The 17,409-nt window shown below is 72.6% G+C and carries 13 protein-coding genes; 1 reads left to right on the top strand and 12 read right to left on the bottom strand.

Features of this window, described 5'->3' with window-relative positions; genetic code table 11:
* Positions 1-49 precede the first annotated feature (49 nt).
* From ACFY7C_RS15620 to ACFY7C_RS15590, 7 genes are all read right to left on the bottom strand, one after another.
* Positions 50-799: a methyltransferase gene (locus ACFY7C_RS15620; RefSeq protein WP_389649698.1), complete on the bottom strand. Its 750-nt coding sequence runs from the start codon at positions 797-799 to the stop codon at positions 50-52.
* 110 nt (positions 800-909) lie between these two features.
* Positions 910-2,136, bottom strand: a complete 1,227-nt coding sequence (locus tag ACFY7C_RS15615) for a Cmx/CmrA family chloramphenicol efflux MFS transporter (protein WP_389649695.1) — start codon at positions 2,134-2,136, stop codon at positions 910-912.
* 303 nt (positions 2,137-2,439) lie between these two features.
* Positions 2,440-2,904: a group II truncated hemoglobin gene (locus ACFY7C_RS15610; RefSeq protein WP_389649692.1), complete on the bottom strand. Its 465-nt coding sequence runs from the start codon at positions 2,902-2,904 to the stop codon at positions 2,440-2,442.
* A 60-nt stretch (positions 2,905-2,964) separates the two neighbouring features.
* Positions 2,965-3,792, bottom strand: a complete 828-nt coding sequence (locus ACFY7C_RS15605; protein ID WP_389649689.1) for a BTAD domain-containing putative transcriptional regulator — start codon at positions 3,790-3,792, stop codon at positions 2,965-2,967.
* 345 nt (positions 3,793-4,137) lie between these two features.
* Positions 4,138-5,064 (bottom strand): class I SAM-dependent methyltransferase, encoded by a 927-nt coding sequence (locus ACFY7C_RS15600; protein ID WP_389649686.1) that lies wholly within the window; start codon positions 5,062-5,064, stop codon positions 4,138-4,140.
* A gap of 108 nt (positions 5,065-5,172) precedes the next feature.
* Positions 5,173-5,919 carry a thioesterase II family protein gene (locus ACFY7C_RS15595; protein ID WP_389649683.1) on the bottom strand — a complete coding sequence of 249 codons (747 nt, stop codon included), beginning with the start codon at positions 5,917-5,919 and terminating at the stop codon, positions 5,173-5,175.
* Positions 5,916-6,413 (bottom strand): hypothetical protein, encoded by a 498-nt coding sequence (locus ACFY7C_RS15590; protein ID WP_389649681.1) that lies wholly within the window; start codon positions 6,411-6,413, stop codon positions 5,916-5,918. The genes ACFY7C_RS15595 and ACFY7C_RS15590 overlap by 4 nt, the downstream gene beginning before the upstream one ends.
* 382 nt (positions 6,414-6,795) lie before the next feature.
* Between ACFY7C_RS15590 and ACFY7C_RS15585 the strand changes: the two genes are divergently transcribed.
* Positions 6,796-9,654: a BREX system ATP-binding domain-containing protein gene (locus tag ACFY7C_RS15585; RefSeq protein ID WP_389649678.1), complete on the top strand. Its 2,859-nt coding sequence runs from the start codon at positions 6,796-6,798 to the stop codon at positions 9,652-9,654.
* 305 nt (positions 9,655-9,959) lie between these two features.
* Here ACFY7C_RS15585 and ACFY7C_RS15580 read toward each other — a convergent pair whose 3' ends face one another.
* The 5 genes from ACFY7C_RS15580 to ACFY7C_RS15560 all read right to left on the bottom strand — a co-directional run bounded on the left by ACFY7C_RS15580 (position 9,960) and on the right by ACFY7C_RS15560 (position 17,259).
* Positions 9,960-10,655, bottom strand: coding sequence for a TetR/AcrR family transcriptional regulator (locus ACFY7C_RS15580; RefSeq protein ID WP_389649675.1), 696 nt, complete (start codon positions 10,653-10,655; stop codon positions 9,960-9,962).
* A gap of 183 nt (positions 10,656-10,838) precedes the next feature.
* Entirely contained in the window at positions 10,839-12,065 is a 1,227-nt protein-coding gene (locus tag ACFY7C_RS15575) for an MFS transporter (RefSeq protein WP_389649672.1), read from the bottom strand.
* 174 nt (positions 12,066-12,239) lie between these two features.
* Positions 12,240-12,986: an arylmalonate decarboxylase gene (locus ACFY7C_RS15570; RefSeq protein ID WP_389649669.1), complete on the bottom strand. Its 747-nt coding sequence runs from the start codon at positions 12,984-12,986 to the stop codon at positions 12,240-12,242.
* A 53-nt stretch (positions 12,987-13,039) separates the two neighbouring features.
* Complete coding sequence (locus tag ACFY7C_RS15565) at positions 13,040-13,273, bottom strand: tautomerase family protein (RefSeq protein ID WP_389649667.1); 234 nt, start codon at positions 13,271-13,273, stop codon at positions 13,040-13,042.
* Between the two features lie 95 nt (positions 13,274-13,368).
* The gene (locus ACFY7C_RS15560) at positions 13,369-17,259 is read right to left on the bottom strand and encodes an amino acid adenylation domain-containing protein (protein ID WP_389652657.1); all 3,891 of its coding nucleotides are present in this window, start codon (positions 17,257-17,259) and stop codon (positions 13,369-13,371) included.
* Between the last annotated feature and the right edge of the window lie 150 nt (positions 17,260-17,409).

Raw genomic sequence — 17,409 nt, 5'->3', positions numbered from 1 at the left:
GCCCTGCCGTGAATTCACAATGCGTCGGAGGCGGTGCTGGGTCGGCGGATCAGCCGCGAAGGAACTCGTACATGGTGAAATCCATGCCGACGATTCCGCGTTCGTCGGTGTGGGCCGCGACCACGGGGGAGGCGGGGAAGTCCGCCGCGGGGAGTTCGACGGATTCGCTGCGGTGGCGGCGGCCCCGGAATCCGGCGTCGGCGGCGGCGCGCAGCAGTTTCTCCTTGTTGCCCATGGCCTCGCTGGTGCCGATGTAGACCCGGCCGCCGGGGGCGAGGTGGGGCACCACGTCGCGGAAGAACCGGCGCACCATCTCGTAGCCCGGGTCGAAGACCGCGCGCTCGATCTGGCCGGCGTACGGGCGGCTCTCGGGCGCCTCGATGAACGGGGTGTTCCAGAAGACGAGGTCGAACGGCTCGGCGGGCTCCAGGGCGTCGAACAGGTCACTGGCCAGTGCCGTGACCCGGTCGGACACGCCGTGCCGGGCGGCGTTGCGGCGGGCGTTCTCGGCCGCCGCCGGGTTGATGTCCAGGGCGACCACGCGCTCGGCGCCGCGCTGGGCGGCGAGCACCGCGGAGACGCCCGCGCCGCAGCCCATCTCCAGGAAGCGGATGCCCTTCTCGTACGGCACCCAGGAGGCGAACAGTCCCGGGCCGGGGTCGGTGAAGGGAGGGAACACCTCGGGAAGCAGGTCCCACTCCTGGTCCAGCAGGGTGAAGGTCGTCTGCGTCGGACGGTCCGGGCTCTGGATCTGTGACACCACCCAGTTTCCGAGTTCATAACCGAGTTCGTTGTCCATGGGATCCTCCGTTGAGGGGAGCGGCCGGAGGAATTCCGGGGGAAGAATTCCTCCGCCGCTCCGGTCGGTGGTGGGGTACGGAGCGCGGACCCGGGAGCGGAAGGGCGAGGTCAGTTCTCGCTCGTCCGCGGGCTCCGCGCCTGATGGCGGGCCATCGTCCGGTCGATCAGGACGGCCGGGACGGTGAGGACGGCCAGGCCGGCGCCCAGCCAGGGGATGGCGGTCAGTCCGGCGCCGGCGCCGAGGGCGACGCCCGCGAGGACCGGGACCAGGCTGATGCCGAGCTGGAACATGGAGACGGCGGTGGCTCCGGCGAGCGTCGGCGCGTCGGCCGCCACGGTGAACACCCTTCCGTAGATGGCCGGGTTGAGGACGAATCCGGCGACGCCGAGGAGCAGCACCAGGGCGACGACGACGATCGCGTGGTCGGCGAGGACGGCGAGCAGCACCGAGGTGACGAGGATGCCGCCGGCTCCGATGAGGAGTGCGTGGTGGGGACGTCCGTCGGCGATCCGGCCGCCGATGGACAGGCCGATGAAGGCGCCGATGCCGAACAGGACGAGGATCGGCGGCACCCACACGGAGTCGACTCCGGTGATGTCGGTGAGGAAGGCCGCCAGGTAGTTGTACGAGATCATGTACGCGGCGGTGCTCAGCAGCGTGGCGGCGTACACCACCCACAGCTGCGGCCGGCGCATCGTGCGCAGTTCGCGGCGGACGCTGGGTTCCTGGGCAGCCTTGGTCGCGGGGACGGCGAGCGCCGTAGCGACCGCGCCGAGGACGGTGAGGGCGACCACGGCCCAGAACCCGCCCCGCCAGCCGGTGAAGTGGCTGAGGAACGCGCCGGCCGGGCCGCCGCCGACCATGGCGATGCTGAGGCCGCTGACCACCACGCCGGAGGCCCGGGCGGTGCGGTCGGGGGTGACGAGTCCGATCGCGGTGACCGCGGCGACCGCCCAGAATCCGGCGTAGGCCAGGCCGCACAGGAAGCGGGTGACGATCAGGACGGCGAAGTTGTCGGTCACCAGGCCGATCGCCACGCAGACGGCGAACAGGACCTGGGAGACCACCAGGGTGGTGCGTCGCGGCCAGCGCAGGGTGAGGACCGCGAGGGGCGGGCCGCCGATGACGACGCCGATGGCGAACGCGGAGATCAGGGCGCCGGCGGAGGAGAGCGAGATGTTCAGGTCGTCGGCGATGTCGGGGAGGACGCCGGCGAGCAGGAACTCGGCGCTGCCCATGGCGAACAGGCTGAACGCGAGCAGGTAGACCGCGAACGGCAGCCGGTCGCCGGCCTTGCGGGTGGTCGCCTCGTGGGTTTCGGTCTGGACGCTCATCGGCTGCCGCCGAGGGGACGGGGAGTGGTCGGACGCATGGGGCGATCTCCTTGGTCGGATGGTTCGGAGCGGGCGGATCAGGGCGGGCGCGCGCCGGTCCGCCGGGCGCGCGGAGCTCGGCGCCGCCGGGCTTCCGGGGCGGCCGCCCGGGTGGCGCAGGCGCCTCGGTGATCCGCTTGATCACGGTGATCACTACTGGTCCCCATGCTGGAACCGAGCGTGGCGGACGGACAACATTTGTTGCCGATTCCGGGACGTGCGGGCGGGATCCGGCGGGGCCGGTTCCGGGCCTCGGCGACCGGCTCAGTCGTCACCGGGAACGGCCTCGCCCCAGCCCCACTTCTTGATGGTGGTACGGCTCGAAGGGCCGACGTCCGGCTGGGAGTTGGCCATGGCGCGGCGCGAGCCGAACTCGATGTAGCCGACGAACGCCGAGCGGAACTCCGCGTCCTCCGGGAGGCCCACGACGTCCATCGCCTCCAGCATCAGCTCGACCCAGCGCGCCCGCTGCTCGGGCTTGATGGAGCGGCCGCGGTGGCGGGAGACCATGTGCGGGTAGCCGCCGTGCTGCTCGGTGTAGCGCGCGGGGCCGCCGAGCACCTCGCCGAGGAAGGTCGCGACGTGCTGCGGGTGGTCGTCGTCCATGTGCTTGAACAACGGGGCGAGGATCTCGTCCTTGCGGACGCGCCGGTAGAACTCCTCCGTGAGCCGTTCCAGCGCCTCGGCGCCGCCGACCCACTCGTACAGGGTGGGGGTCTGCTCGGTCACTGTGTCGCCTCTTTCGTGGGTGGTCGGTGTCGTGGGCGATGAGGTGGTGGTGCGGTGCGCTCAGGCCGCGTACAGGTCGAACGTCGGCGTGGGCGGGCCGCCGTGGGTGACGGCGTCGAGCCGGGGGTCGGCCGCGAGCATCGCCTGGTGCAGTCGCTGGAGTTGCGGAGCGGGTTCCAGGCCCAGCTCCTCGATCAGCCGCCGGCGCAGCCTGCGGTAGAGGTCGAGGGCCGCGGACTGCCTCCCGGAGCGGTAGAACGCCACCATCGCCTGGGCGTACAGCCGCTCGTGGCGGTGGTGCCGTTCCGTCAGTTCGACGAGCTCGGCGAGGAGTTCGGTGTGCAGGCCGAGCCGGAGTTCGGCGTCGATGCGCCGCTCGGTGGCGAGCAGCCGGCTCTCCTCGAGGGCGGCCGCGTGGATCCGCAGCGCCGACCCGGCCCGTACGTCCACGAGCACCGGGCCCCGCCACTGCGCCAGGGCCTGGCGCAGCAGCCGGGAGGCGAGGGCGCTGTCGCCGTCCGCGAAGGCCGCGTGACCGGCACGGGCCGCCCGCTGGAAGGCGAAGGCGTCCACGTCCTCCTCGGCGATCCGCAGCAGATAGCCGTCGTGTCCGGTGGCGAGGAGCCGCCGGGCCCGTTCCGTCCCGTCCGGCCCGCCGAGGGAGGCGGCCAGGACGCGGCGCAGCCGCAGGATGTAGGTCTGGAAGGTGGTGTGCGCGCTGCGCGGCGGCACCGGCCCCCACAGCTCCTCCCGCAGGGTGGACACCGGGACGAGCTGTCCCGGGTGGAGCGCGAGGAGCGCCAGGATCTGCCGTGTCTTCGCCGCCGTCAGGACGACCGGACCACCCTCCGCCTCGGCCTCGAGCGGGCCGAGAATCCGTATCTTCACGCGTCCTCCGTAACTCGCATGTGCCCCGTCCGGTTTCCCGGTTCCGCCGGGGCGACCGCTCTGGGAAGGAACGTAGAAGTGCGGGGAGGGGGCCCTCAATACGGGGGGACCGTAGGGCTGACCGAAGAATCTGCGGTCGTGGTCGTCCTACGGTCCTGCGGACATGCGAGAACGGCCCGCGGCGAGAACGCCGCGGGCCGTCGGGAGCGCGAAGGGACAATGCCGGGGGAATGTGCGCCAAGCCGTGATCGGAATCGAATCGGGGGCCGGACGGGAGCGAATGCGAGTCGATTCCTCCGGGTTATTCCGACGCGTCCGCGAACTACTAAGGAATTACGGAGACAATCAGGCCCGGGGGCGGCACAGGCGGGCCGTGTGGACGGTCACCGCGGTGAGGTAGAAGGCGTCGGGGCGCCACAGGATGCCGGTGCAGGCGTCCCCGTCGAGGAGCTGCTCCACGGTCAGCCGGTCGACGGTGTCGAGCCGTTCGCCGACCTCGTCGAGCAGGCGGCCGAGCCAGGTGTGCAGATGCCGGCGCGCGGCCAGCTCCAGCGGGGCCGGGAAGTCGATGAGGAAGGTGCGGCTGCCGGTGGGGACGAGGCCGGCGGAGGCCAGCAGGCAGGGCCAGTCCTCGACCACGGAGGTGGAGCCCGGCAGCGTGGCCCGGGCGGCGGCGAAGCGCTCCTCGACGGCGGCGTCGAGACGGGCCTGGAGGCCGGGCCTGCCGATGCCGATGTCGCGCGGCAGGAAGCGCGGCGGCAGCCCGCGTTCGGCGACGGCGAGCAGTCCGCCGGGCCGCAGCGCGGACGCGAGGCTCCGCAGCGCCGCCTGCTGGTCGCCCAGGTGACGGCAGACGTTGCCGGTCCAGATCAGGTCGGCCGGCCCGAGCCGGCCGAACTCCTCGGGCCGTTCGGCCCGCCGGGTGGTGATCCGTCCGGTCAGCCCGCGCTCCGCGGCGCGGACCTGGGCCCGGGCGAGGAGCGGGGCGGAGCGGTCCACGGCGACGACCTCCGCCCGGGGGAAGGCGCGGGCCAGGACGCAGGAGGCCGCTCCGGGCCCGCTGCCGACGTCGACGATCCGGCGGACCGCCGCCGTCACCCGGTCCTCGGGGCCGAGCAGCCCCCGCAGCCAGTGCGCCGCGTCCGCGAGGAAGCCGGAGTGCAGGTCCGCCTCGTACTCCGCCTCGTACTCCGCCTCGTGCTCCGGCTCGTGCTCCGGCTCGGCGCCGGGGACCTCGCCGTCGAGGTCCGGGGCGCGGTGTGTGGGTGTCATAGGGTCACCTCCGGCGGCCAGCATGTGGACGCCGGGGGCGACGGGCAATTCCTGTTGCCGATTCCGGAACGGGCCGGGGGACGGCCGGGTCGGTACGCGCCGGCCGGGTCAGTACGCGCCGGCCGCGGCCAGCATGCGGCGCGCGGCCGCCGGGCGGATCAGGTCCCGGGCGAAGGTGTCCAGGAGCTCCCGCTGGGCGGTGAGCGGGAAGTAGTGGTCGCCGGGGAAGGTCTCGACCCGCAGGGCGCGCCGGGTGCACCGGCGCCAACCGGCCAGGTCCATCCCCGTGACGCTGCGGTCCTGGAGGCCGCCCATGGCGGTGACCGGGCAGTGCACGACATGGCGGGGGTCGCGCCGGTAGGCCTCCATGACGGTGAGGTCGGCGCGCAGCGTGCCCAGGGCCCGGGCGGCGCGCCGCGGGTCGCGGTCGACCGGGGGCATCCGGCCGCGGTCACGGAGCCTGCGGATCATCGCCGCGTCGGGCAGGTGGCCGACCGCCCGCTCCGGCGCCGCCCGGTGCGGCATGCCGGAGCCGGACACATAGAGCCGGTCCGCGACCGCGTCGTGCTCCCATTCGAGGCGGGCGGCTATCTCGTACGCGAGGAGGGCGCCGAAGCCGTGCCCGTAGAGGGCGAACGGCCGGTCGCACATGCGGGCCACGTACGGCATGATCTCGGCGAGCAGCGCCTCCAGGCTATCGCAGGGGCGGGTGCGCGGGTGGCGGCCGCGGCCGGGCAGCTCCACGGGGGTGACGACCACCGAAGGTCCGATGGCCTCGATCCAGGGCAGGTACACGCCGGCCGAGACGCCCTCGAAGGGGAGACAGAACAGCCGCACCGAGCTGTCGGCGTTCATCGGCTCACCGGCCCCGCGAGCAGGTCGCCGGCGGCGGAGGGGCGGCGCGGGGTGCCGCCGCGCAGCAGGACGCCGTACGCCTCGGTGGCCTGGTCGAGGAGGCGCAGGCCGGCCTGTCGGTCCATCAGCTCGCGTGCGTAGCGCCAGGCGAAGGTCCAGGTGCGGTCGTCGCGCCGGATCAGGGTGGCGCACATCAGGCCGCTCGACGGCCCCTGGTCGAGGGGCAGTCCGGTGACCCACTCCCGGGCGAGCCGCTCGGCGAGGCGGGCGTCCTGCACCTGCGGGCGGGTGGCCCGCCAGTCGACGGCCTGGAGGTGGAAGCCGGGGCCGAGGACGGTCTGCCATGCCTGCTCGTACACCAGCGGCAGCAGGCCGGTCAGGGTGAGCACGAACCGCTCGGTGCGGCCGCCGTCGGACGGGGCGGGGGCCGGTCGCGGCGACAGGGCCGGACGGACGGCCCATAACGGGCGAAGCTCCTCGCTGGTCGCGGTCACGCGAGCACCGATCCTTCCATCAGATTTCGCCATTAGGCGTCGGGTGAATATGTCAGGTCCCGGGGGAACGCTTTCCGCGTGGCTCACCGGTCACCACGGCAATTGCCAGCAGACCGTACCCGTGCGGTACCCACGCGCATCAATACGGTGGGACCGAAGCAATGGCCGAAGGAATACGTATCGATACCTTCGGGTGTCGGGGGGTCGTGTTAGCGTCGGGCGCATCAGAGGTGTACGCCGTTCACCGGTGATCGGGGGATCGAAGTGGGGGCTCGGTTTTTCTCCACTCCGCCCGCAGAAGCCCTTTCCGCCAGGGCGGCGACGGATTGATCATGACCGGGAATTACCCTTGACGGCGCTGGTCGGCAGGAGGTTCAGGGCGGTGCCCCAGGAACTGTTCGGCAGAAGCGAAGAATCCAAGATCATCACAGAGTTGCTCGAGTCCGCCAGAGCGGGCGCGGGGGCGGTCGCGCTGATGGAGGGGATCATCGGCACGGGCAAGACGTCCCTGCTGCGCTGGGCCGAGGACACCGCTCGCGAGCAGGGCATGGTCGTGCTCTCCGCCACGGCGTCCCCCACCGAACAGCGCTTCTCCCTGGGCGTCGTGCACCAGCTCCTCGGCACGCTGCCCGAGACGGCGGGGGGATGGGAGCGGGCCTTCGCGTCGAGCGCGGGCGACGACGGCGGATCGGCCGAGCCCGACTATCCCCTGCTCGCGGAGCTCTGCGCGGGCGTGGGCCGGGCGGCGCGGCGCACCCCGATCCTGCTGACGGTCGACTCCGTGCAGCACGCCGACCGCAAGTCCCTGCTGTGGCTGGGCTTTCTCAGCCGCCGTCTCGACAACCTGCCCGTCGTGCTGCTGGCCACCAAGCGCTGCGGCGAGCCGGCCAGCGACCAGCACCTGCTCGTCGAGTTCATGGAGGGCGTCCGCCCCGACCGTCACATCCATCTGCACGACCTGAGCCCGAGCGCCGCCTCCGACCTGGCCGCCGCGCTGTGCGGGCACGACCACGAGTCCGTGGACGCGCTGGTCGCCGACACGGGCGGCAACCCCTATCTGCTGACCGAGCAGATACGCACCGTCCCGGCGGGACCCGGTGCCGCGCTGCCCGGCGGGGCCGGGCACGCCCCGGACGACCACGCCGGCCGGACGCCGACGGACCCGCCGGACGAGCGGATGCGCCTGAAGGCGGTCAAGGAGCGCATCCTGTGCATGCTCCGGCGGCTCGACCCGCACTGCCTCGAGGTCGCCCGCGCGGCCAGCATCCTGGGTTCGCCGCTGGATCCCGCCATCCTGGCGGACCTGTGCGGGGTTCCGACGGAGGACGCCTGCCGCAGCCTGTCGCGGCTCACCGAGTCGGGACTGCTCTGCCCGCACGACATGAAGTTCCGTCACCCGCTCCTGGCCGGGCTGCTCTACGAGGACATCCCCTGCGCGGAGCGCGCCGAACTCCACCGGCTCGCCGCCCGGTTCATGTGGCGCCGCAGCGCGCCGTGCGAGGACGTCGCCGCCCACCTGCTGCGCTCCCACCGGCTCGACGAGCCGTGGATGGCCCGTCTGCTGGTCGACGTCGCGCAGGGCATGGTCGGCCGCGACCCGGCCGGGGCCCGGCGTCTGATCGAGAAGGCCCTGCTGCACGGCGTGCCGGACGAACTGGCCGCCCTTGCCGAGGGGTTGCGCATCCAGGCACTCACCGCCCTGGACCTGCCGGCCTCCGCCCAGGCGCTCACCGCCCACGCCGCCGGACCGCTTGGCCCCGGTGACCGGCTCCAGGAGGCACTGCGCCTCTCCGACGTCCTGCTGCGCCTGGACGACCTCGGCCGGGCCCGCGAGGTGCTCGAGGACGCCCGCCGGGAGATCGGCGTCCTGGACGCCTCCGCCGCCGGCCGACTGCGCGAGCGACTCCTCCACATCCGGCTCCACGAGGGCACCTACCGCCCCGGGACCGAGGACGGCGAGGGCGGCGAGGACCGGCTGGAGCGGGTGCTGCTGCTGCGCACCGCGGCGGGTGACTCCGCGCAGGCGGTCCGGCGGATCGCCGACCGGTCCCTGGCCGTGCCCCGCGCCCCCTACGGCTCGCCCACCTGGTACCACGCGCTGCTCGCGCTGCTCTGGGCGGGCGACGTCGACGAGGCCCGGCGGCACATGGACACCGAGGTGCGCCTCGCCCGCGCCGAGGGCACCGTGACGCGGATCGCCGAGGCCCTGGCCGTACGCGGACTGGTGCAGCTGCACCGCGGGCTGCTCACCGACGCCGAGGACGACGCCTGTCAGGCGCTCGACCTGCTCACCCGGGTCGCCGCCGCCGCGCACCACGTCGGGTCGCTGGCCCGCAGCGTCCTGATCGACGTGGCCCTGGAGAAGGGCGACATCGCCGCGGCCGGCGCGCTGCTCGACAAGGCCCCGCCGCTGCCCGGCGAGCGGCCCGTCACCTGGTGGCGGCTGTACCTCCTGCACAGCACGGGGCGCGCCCTGGGCCGGCTCGGACAGGCGCAGCGCGGTCTCGCCCTGATCGCCGACTGCGAGGAGGAGCTGGCCCGCCGGGGTGTCGTCAACCCGGCGGTCCTGCCCTGGCGTTCCACCCGCTCCACCCTCCTGCTGGCCCAGCGGAACATGGCCGCGGCCCGGCGGGTCGCCCGGGAGGAGACGGAACTCGCCCGCCGCTGGGGCGCGCCCTTCGCCCTGGGCCGCGCGCTGGTCGCGCAGGCGTCGGCGAGCTCGGGGATCGAGGCGCTGCACCTGGCCGACCAGGCGCTGGAGATCCTCGAGCCGGGCCCCACGCCGCTGTTGTTCGCGCACGCGCTGTACGAGGCGGGGCGGGCCCATCGGCAGGTCGGCAAGGCCCGCCGCACCCGCGAACTGCTGCACCGCGCCAATGAGTTGGGCATCTCGCTGGGTGCCGACGGCCTGGTGGAGGCGGTGCAGCGCGAGCTGCGGTACGCGGGCGGGCGGCCCGACCCGCGCAAGGACTCCCCCGAGGCGCTGCTCACCCCGACCGAGCGTCAGGTCTCGGAGCTGGCGGCGGGCGGGATGAGCAACCGCGACATCGCCGATCTGCTCAAGGTGAGCCTGCGGAACGTCGAGTCCCATCTCACCCATTCCTACCGGAAGTTGCGGATCAGCGGTCGGCACGAGCTGGCCAGGTACTTCCCGCCGGAGGAGGAGTCCGCGGCGGCGCCGGTCCTGATCTACCAGCCCCGCCCCGCGCTGGCCCCGCAGCACCACCTACGGACCGGCTGACGGACGACGGCGCCCCGCGCGGCGGTCATGACCGCCGCGCGGGCGGAGCGTCGCGCGGGGCCCCCGCTGTGGGGGGACCCACCGCCGTGCGGAGCCCGCCACTATGGGGGACCCACCACCGTGCCGAGGCCGCCGCCCGTGCGGAGCCTGCCGCCGTGGCGACGCCCGGCCGTGCGAGCCCTGCCGCCATGCGACGCCCGGCCGTGCGAGCCCTGCCGCCATGCGACGCCCGGCCGTGCGAGGCCTGCCGCCGTGCGGAGCCCGCCGCCGCGCCGCCCGGGCGGGCCCCGCCGTGTTCGCACCGCCTACGACCCGTGGGCTGCGCGCGCGTCCCGCGGTACGCGCCCCTCCCGCCGGCCCGGCGCGTCCTGCCGCCCCGCCGGCTCCCCCGCGGCGAGCGCCTCCGCGAACGCCCCGTCGAGCAGGACCCGCAGGCCGGCGGCGAACCGCTCCTGGTCGCTCATCCCGGCCAGGAGCGGGGCGACCCGCCGTACGGTCGGATAGTCCTCCGTGCCGTCCTCGTTCGCCGCCGGGCACGGGGCCAGGCCCGGCGCCCCGGCGCGGGCGGCGACCAGGTGTCCCACCAGGTACTCCCAGATGGCCACGTGCAGCCGCGCGGCCCGCTCGTCGCTCATCCCGCTCTGGACCAGGGTGTCCAGGATGAACTCGGAGAGCCGCATCGAGGTGGCGCCGAGCAGCCGCCCGTCGAGCATTTCGGCGGCGATCCAGCCGTGCTCCTCCAGGACCTGGTGCGCGCTCTGCGCCGCCTCCACGATCGCCGCGCGGGGGTCGTCCCCGGGGTCCGGCAGCTCGATCCGCCGGGACACCTCGTCGAACAGCAGGGACATCAGCTCGCGTTTGTCGCTGACGTGTTTGTAGACGGCCGCGGGGGCCTTGCCGAGTTCGCCGGCGAGCTTGCGCATGCTGAGGCCGGCCGCGCCCTCGCGCTCCAGCAGACGCAGTCCCGCCGCCACGATGCGCGGACGCGTCAGCGGCTGCATCGTACGCTCCGAGGTCGGGGACAGGGGGAGCGACATCGTCTCGTACCGAGCCCGCGTCCGGTACGAAAACACGGGCAACGAAACATGACTGTCGTGTATGCCGGACCGCCGGGCATGCCGGAGGCCCGGCCCCCTCCATGTCGGGGCCGGGCATCCGGACGTACGGGCCGTGCGATCCGCCGGTCAGGCGGCGCCGCGGCGGCCGGGCTTGAAGCCGGCCTTGGCCGTGCCGACGATCGCGAAGGCCAGGACGGCCAGCGCGAGCAGCACCCACGGGAACGACGTGGCGCCGGAGGACTCCAGGAGGAGACCGCCCACCACGCCGCCGCCCGCGACGGCCAGGTTGAAGATGGTGACCAGCATCGACTGGGCGACGTCGGCACCGTCACCCGCCGCGTCGGCGATGGCGGTCTGGAGCAGGGTGGGGGCGCCGCCGAAGGTCAGGCCCCAGGCGACCACGCCGGCGATCACGGCGACCGGCGAGTCGTAGCCGATGCCGAGGACCAGCGAGGCCGCGGCGAAGCCGGCGAGGCTGACCAGGGTCAGGAAGCGCAGCTTGCGGTCGACGAACATGCCGGTGAGCCAGATGCCGACGATCGCGGTGGCGCCGAAGACCAGCAGCATCACGTCGACGCGCTCACCGAGGCCCGCCTTGCTCATGAAGGGCGAGATGTAGGTGTAGAGGATGTTGTGGGCCAGGATCCAGAGGAAGATCACCGCGAGGATGGGGCGGATGCCGGGCGTCACGAAGATCTCGCGGATGGGCTGGCGCTGTTCGGCGGCCTGGCCGGCGAAGTCCGGCACCAGGGCGCGCACCCAGATCATCAGGGTGAGGGCGACGGCGGACATGATCCAGAAGACGCCCTGCCAGCTGGTGATCGACCCCAGGTAGGTGCCGAGCGGCACGCCGGCGGTCAGCGCGATGGGCTGGCCGACGCCGACGACGGCGAGGGCGCGGCCCTGCAGGTGCTCGGGCACCAGCCGGCGGGCGTAGCCGGCGAGCAGGCCCCAGATCACGCCGGAGGCCATGCCGGCGATGAAGCGGGCGCCGAGCGTGACGCCGTAGTTGGTGGACAGGGCGGTCACGGTGTTGAAGACGAACAGTCCGCCGACGGCGGCCAGCAGCAGCGGCCGGCGCCGCACGCTGCGGGTGGCGGCGATCACCGGGATGGCGGCGACGACGGATCCGATGGCGTACAGGGTGACGAGCTGGCCCGCCAGTCCTTCGGACACGTCGAGGCCGCGCCCGATCTGCGGGAGCAGGCCCGCGGGCATCGTCTCGGTCATGATCGCGAGGAAGCCCGCGGCGGTGAACGCGAGGAGTTTGAGGATGGGGAGCCGTTCCTCGGACGGCGCCTCGTGGGGGCGCAGTGCGGTTGCGGTCGCTTCGCTACTGCCAGTGCTGGTCACGGGAATTCTCCAGTTTGTCGCGGTCCGCCGCTCGGGACGGGCCGCGGCCATCGGTCAGACAGGGGACGGTCGGGGTCGGACAGGTCGGAAGGGGTCGGTCAGGGTCGGGGCATCGGCCGGAGGGAGGGGCGGTGCGGCGGAAGGGCGCCGCACCGCCCTGGGGCCGGCCGTGGGTCAGTGCTCGGAGAGCAGCGAGCCGTGGCCGTGGACGCGGTCCTGGATGCCGTTCTGGCGCAGTGCGTGCCAGTACAGGACGGTGTTGTTGGAGATCACGGGCTTGCCGATCCAGAACTCGGCGACCGCCGCGACGTGCGACATGGCGACGTTGGTGCCGACCTGGACGATGGCCTCGATGTCGGGGCCGTCGATCTCCTTGATGACGTCGCGCAGTTCGCTCTGCGAGACGTGCGAGATCTTCGCGGGGCTGGGCATGCCGAGGCCCTGGATGCGGACGACGTCGTAGCCGCTGTCCTTGAAGAAGCGGCTGACGGAGTCGTCGCCGACCGGAAGGTACGGCGTGATGACGGCGATCCGGCGGGCGCCGTAGGCGCCGAGCGCGGCCTTGATCGCGTCGGGGCTCATGATGACGGGCAGGCCGCCCGCGGCCTCGCGCATCGAGGCGAGGACCCGCTCGTGGGACTCGGGGCCGTCCCAGTAGCTCTCCGGGGAGACGCCGATGATCACGGTGTCGGGGTTGCAGCTGACGACGCTCTTGATCGCCGGGTGGGTGGAGTTGCGGATGCTGTGCATCACGTGGTCGAAGCCGGGCTCGTCGACCATCGAGTCGTCGCCGATGACCATGCGGCCTACGTGGTTGGTGACCTGGTGGGGGCGCAGGGCCTCCAGCTCGGGCTGGGCCGAGGTGTTGGTCGAGGGGACGACGACGCCGACCTTGAGTCGGGGGCCGAGGGAGTCGGTCATTGCGGGTACCTCTCAGGTGTGCGGGTGGTGGACCGGGACGGCGGACCGGGCGGTCACGCGGACCGGTAGTCGGGCGCCTTGATCAGCCGGTCGGCGCGACCGGTGATCCGGGGCTCGAAGACCTGGTCCTGCCAGTCCTTCTGGTCCACGGGGTGCAGGGAGATGGAGACGGCTCCGTCGTAGGTCGAGAAGTGCTCGACGACGACGTCGGACAGGGCCTTGGCCAGGCGGTCCTTCTGCTCGTCGGTGAATTCCCGGTTGTAGTACGAAATGTCCACGTGCGGCACGAGGGGACTCCAGGTCCGGTGGTTCGAAATGGTGATTCGAGAGGGTGATGCGGAAGGGTGCTCCGGCCGGCGGCCGGGCGGCGGCGTGGCGCGGGCTAGGCGGCGAGCCGGGCCCGGATGGCGGCCACCAGTTCGGCGATGCCGCGCTCCTTCAGGACGCCGTAGTGGTCGCCCTCCAGGTCGACGACCGCGGCGGGAGCGGCGGAGTAGCCGGAGCTGCCCTCGATGAAGGAGTAGTCGTCGCCGGTCGCCTTGAAGACGGTCACCGGCGTGCTCAGCTGACGCTCGGTCAGTTCGCGGAAGTTGTACTCGAATTCGTACGTCTCGCCGACGATGCGGGTGATCCGGCGGATCAGCCGCTCGTCCAGGGCGGGTATTCGGTCGTGGACGAAGGCGACGAAGCTGTCCTCGTCGCGGGTGACCGCCAGGCACTCCTCGACCTCGGGGCCGCTGATCGAGCCGGCGAAGACCGAGTAGAGGATGGTGACGTACGCGGGGTTGGTGTACGAGGCCTCCCGGCCGTGGCGGTCGGCCTCGGCGGCCCGGACCTTGGGGTTGCCGGGGCACAGCAGCAGCAGCTGCTCCACCTTCTCGCCGGCCTGCTCCAGCTGCCAGGCCGCCTCGAAGGCGACGCGGGCGCCGAAGGAGTAGCCCCACAGGAGGTACGGGCCCTCGGGCTGGATCCGCCGGATCTCCGCGACGTCGGCCGCCGCCATCTCCTGGACGGTCGGGTAGGGCTGTTCGCCCTCGTTGATGCCGTGCGCCTGGATCCCGTAGAACGGCCGGCCGAGGCCGGACTCGCGTCCGAGCAGCCGCAGGTTCATCGGGTAGCCGCCGAGGCCGGGCCAGCAGAACACCGGGGTGGTGACGCCCTCGGCGCCCTTCGGGGTGTCGTCGTGCAGCCGGACCAGGCGCGAGACGGGCGCGTCGGAGCCGTCCGCGATGCGGGCGGCCAGATCGCGCAGCCGGGGTGCCTCGAAGACGACCTGGAGGGGCAGTTCGGTGCCGAACTCCCGGTTGATCCGGTTGACCAGGGCGACCGCGGTCAGCGAGTTGCCGCCGGCCGCGAAGAAGTCGTCCTCGGTGGACACGTCCTCGTACTTCAGTGCCGTGCCCCAGACGTCGGCGAGCCACCGCTCGTGGGCGGTCGCCGGGGCGACGTAGGGGGCGCCGCTGCCCGCGGAGCGCACCTGCTCGCTCGCGGCGAGGGTCTTGACGTCGACCTTGCCGTTGGCGGTCAGAGGCAGGTCGTTCATGACCAGGACCCTGTTGGGGATCATGTAGTCGGGCAGGAAGCCGGCCAGCTCGTCCTTGATGATCTCGGCCGGGCCTCTGGTGTGGACGGCGTCCTCGTTCATGCCCTCGCTGAGGAGCTGCTCCTCGCTGACCCGGCCGCCGACGAAGAAGTACGACGGGCCGGTCCCGATCCCGAGGGAGTCGAGGATCTCGTCGATCCGTCGCGCGGCGGGCAGCGGGTTGCCCGACTTGGAGCTGTAGCCGGAGGACATGAAGCCGAGGGAGAGCCCGTTGCGCTGGAGCCGGTGCAGCTTGGCGCCCATCGCGACGTACTCGAGCCAGGGCTCCTCGGCGCGGCTGATCGCGGTGATGCCGAAGGAGGCCCGGTCGTACACCGCCTGGTTGATGGCGATGACGTGCCGGCGCTGGATCAGCTCGTCCGAGACGCGCTCGAAGGCGCCCTCGTGGTGGCGGTAGAGGCCGGCCGGCAGGTCCGCGATCCGGCCGGGGTGCGCCTGGACGTAGATCTCGGTCGGGTCCTGGCGGGGCTCGCCGTCGTTCGGGTACACCTCGAAGGTGCCGAGGTAGTAGTCCTCGTCGACGACGTCGAGGCGGTCCTTGACGGCGGGGGTGAAGCCGGCGGGGCGGATGGTGAGTCCGTACTCCGGCAGCACCTCCTCGAAGACGCCGAGCATGTGGCCGGTCTCGAACTCCAGGACCTCCTGGATGTTGTTGGCGTAGACCGGCTCGATGGCCCGCTTCTTGCCGACGAAGTGCACCCGCAGGGCGGGGCCCGTCATCTCGGTGCCGGCGATCCGCACCAGGGTGTGGTCCACGGGGTGGTGGTAGTGGACGCCCGGCTCCACACCGGCGACGCCGCTGATCTCCAGGTACATCTGGGTGGCGTACAGCGCGCCCGGCGACGCGTAGGAGTACTTCGGCAGGAGTCGCTCGTCGCTGCGGAACTGTCCGAACCAGCGCAGGACCTCGCCCAGCTGGTCGATGTCGAGTTCGTCGAGCCCGCGCGAGAGCGAAGCGACCGGCGGCGGCGCGAGCAGCTGCCGGATGTCCTCCCGGGTGACCTCGCCGCCGTCGTAGAAGCGGTAGGTCTTGCGGGCGAAGGTCTCCCGGCGCTGCCGCCGGGTGCCCTCCTTGCCGGGCAGTTCGAGGACCGGCCGGCCGGCCAGCTCCTCCGGGTCGCGCAGACCCGGGTCGGACAGCTGCGCCTTGACCTGGAGCTTGCTGGCCTTGGACTGGTGGTGGCCGCCGTGGTTGCCCTGGTCCATCAGGGCCGCCTCGCGCGGGTTGAGCTCGATGCAGGCCACCAGGTTCTGGAAGCCGGTGCGCGGGTCGTCGGTGACGACGGCGGCGGCGCGGCGGACCCAGGCGTGCTCCTCGATGGCGAGGGAGATCTCGTCCAGCTCGACGCGGTAGCCGCGCAGCTTCACCTGGTTGTCGGCGCGGCCGACGCAGGTGATGGTGCCGTCCTCGTTCCAGTAGGCGAGGTCACCGGTCTTGTAGAGCCGCTCGGTCGGGACGAACGGCGACGGGATGAATCGTTCCTCTGTCAGGTCGTCGCGGTGCAGATAGCCGCGGGCCAGCTGCACACCGCCGATGTAGAGCTCTCCGGTGGTGCCGATGTCGACCGGCCGGAGCTCCTCGTCGAGGATGAAGCACGGGGTGTTGTCGACCGGCACGCCGATCGGCACGGAGCCCGCGCCGTCCACGAGCGAGTCCGGGTCCACCAGGCACGCGGTGGCGTTGATGGTGGTCTCGGTGGGGCCGTACAGGTTGACCAGCGAGATCCACGGCAGCTCGGTCAGCAGCGACCGGGCGAGCCGCTGCGACAGCGCCTCGCCGCCGGAGAACACCCGGCGCAGGGAGGTGCAGGCGCGGAACTCGTCGAGGTCCACCAGGGCCTGGAGCAGGGTGGGTACGCCCTGCAGGGTGGTGACCTGGTGGCGCCTGACGGCGGCGACGAGCGCCTCGGGGTCACGGTAGATGCCGGGCGCGCCGACGACGACCTTCGCTCCGGCGGCGGGGGCGAGGATCTCCCACTGCGCCGCGTCGAAGCTCATCGGGGTCTTCTGCAGGACGGTGACATGGCTGCCGAGGTGGCCGAAGGAGTGCATCCAGCGCAGCTGGGACACGATGCTCCGGTGCTCGATCATCACGCCCTTGGGCTTGCCGGTGCTGCCCGAGGTGTAGATGACGTACGCCAGGGAGTCCGGCCGCGGGCCCATCTGCCGGTGGGCGAGGTCCTGTTCGGGCGGGGCCTCGACGGTGGCCGCGGCGCTTCCGACGCCGCAGTGCGGCACGCCGTCGAGGGAGGCGTCGGGGACGTCAGCGAGCGTGACGATCCGGGTGCTGGCCGGGGCGAGCGCGGCCAGCCGGTCCCGCAGGTGCTCCTGGGTCACGACGACCTCGGTGCGGCTGTTCTCGATCATGTAGCGGAGCCGGTCCTCGGGGTACTCCGGGGACAGCGGCAGATACGCGGCCCCGGCGAACAGGATTCCCCACGCCCCGATCATCAGGTCCAGCGACGGTTCGGTGTAGAGGCCGACGCATGCGTCGACCGAAACGCCCAGGTCGGACAGGTGCACGGCCAGTCGGCCGCTGGAGTCGGCGAGCTCCCGGTAGGTGAGGCTGCGGTCGTCGGAGACGACCGCGACGGCCTCGGGCCGCGCCACGGCCTGCTGTTCCAGCAGGCCGGGCAGGCAAGCCCCGTTTTCCAGGCGTAAGCCGTAAATGGGCGCAACGGACTGAACGGGTGCCAAGGTGATTCCCCCATGAAAACGATGTTGGTGCCCTGACGGACAGGGCTCTCCCCCGTGTCCACCCGTTTCTGGCGGGCGGACCGGGTCTTCGCGGCCCCGGCGACGGGGAAGTGGTCGGTCTCC

Origin of the sequence: Streptomyces sp. NPDC012769, from assembly GCF_042901205.1 — a bacterium.
Lineage (GTDB): Bacteria > Actinomycetota > Actinomycetes > Streptomycetales > Streptomycetaceae > Streptomyces.
The sequence above is the reverse complement of the archived record's forward strand: the minus strand, read 5'-3'. Positions and strand labels throughout refer to the sequence as shown.

Coding starts and splice junctions, on each gene's coding strand:
- ACFY7C_RS15595 (WP_389649683.1), bottom strand. CDS start 5,919: ATGAACGCCGACAGCTCGGTGCGGCTGTTCTGTCTCCCCTTCGAGGGC.
- ACFY7C_RS15580 (WP_389649675.1), bottom strand. CDS start 10,655: ATGCAGCCGCTGACGCGTCCGCGCATCGTGGCGGCGGGACTGCGTCTG.
- ACFY7C_RS15570 (WP_389649669.1), bottom strand. CDS start 12,986: ATGACCGACTCCCTCGGCCCCCGACTCAAGGTCGGCGTCGTCGTCCCC.
- ACFY7C_RS15600 (WP_389649686.1), bottom strand. CDS start 5,064: ATGACACCCACACACCGCGCCCCGGACCTCGACGGCGAGGTCCCCGGC.
- ACFY7C_RS15620 (WP_389649698.1), bottom strand. CDS start 799: ATGGACAACGAACTCGGTTATGAACTCGGAAACTGGGTGGTGTCACAG.
- ACFY7C_RS15615 (WP_389649695.1), bottom strand. CDS start 2,136: ATGAGCGTCCAGACCGAAACCCACGAGGCGACCACCCGCAAGGCCGGC.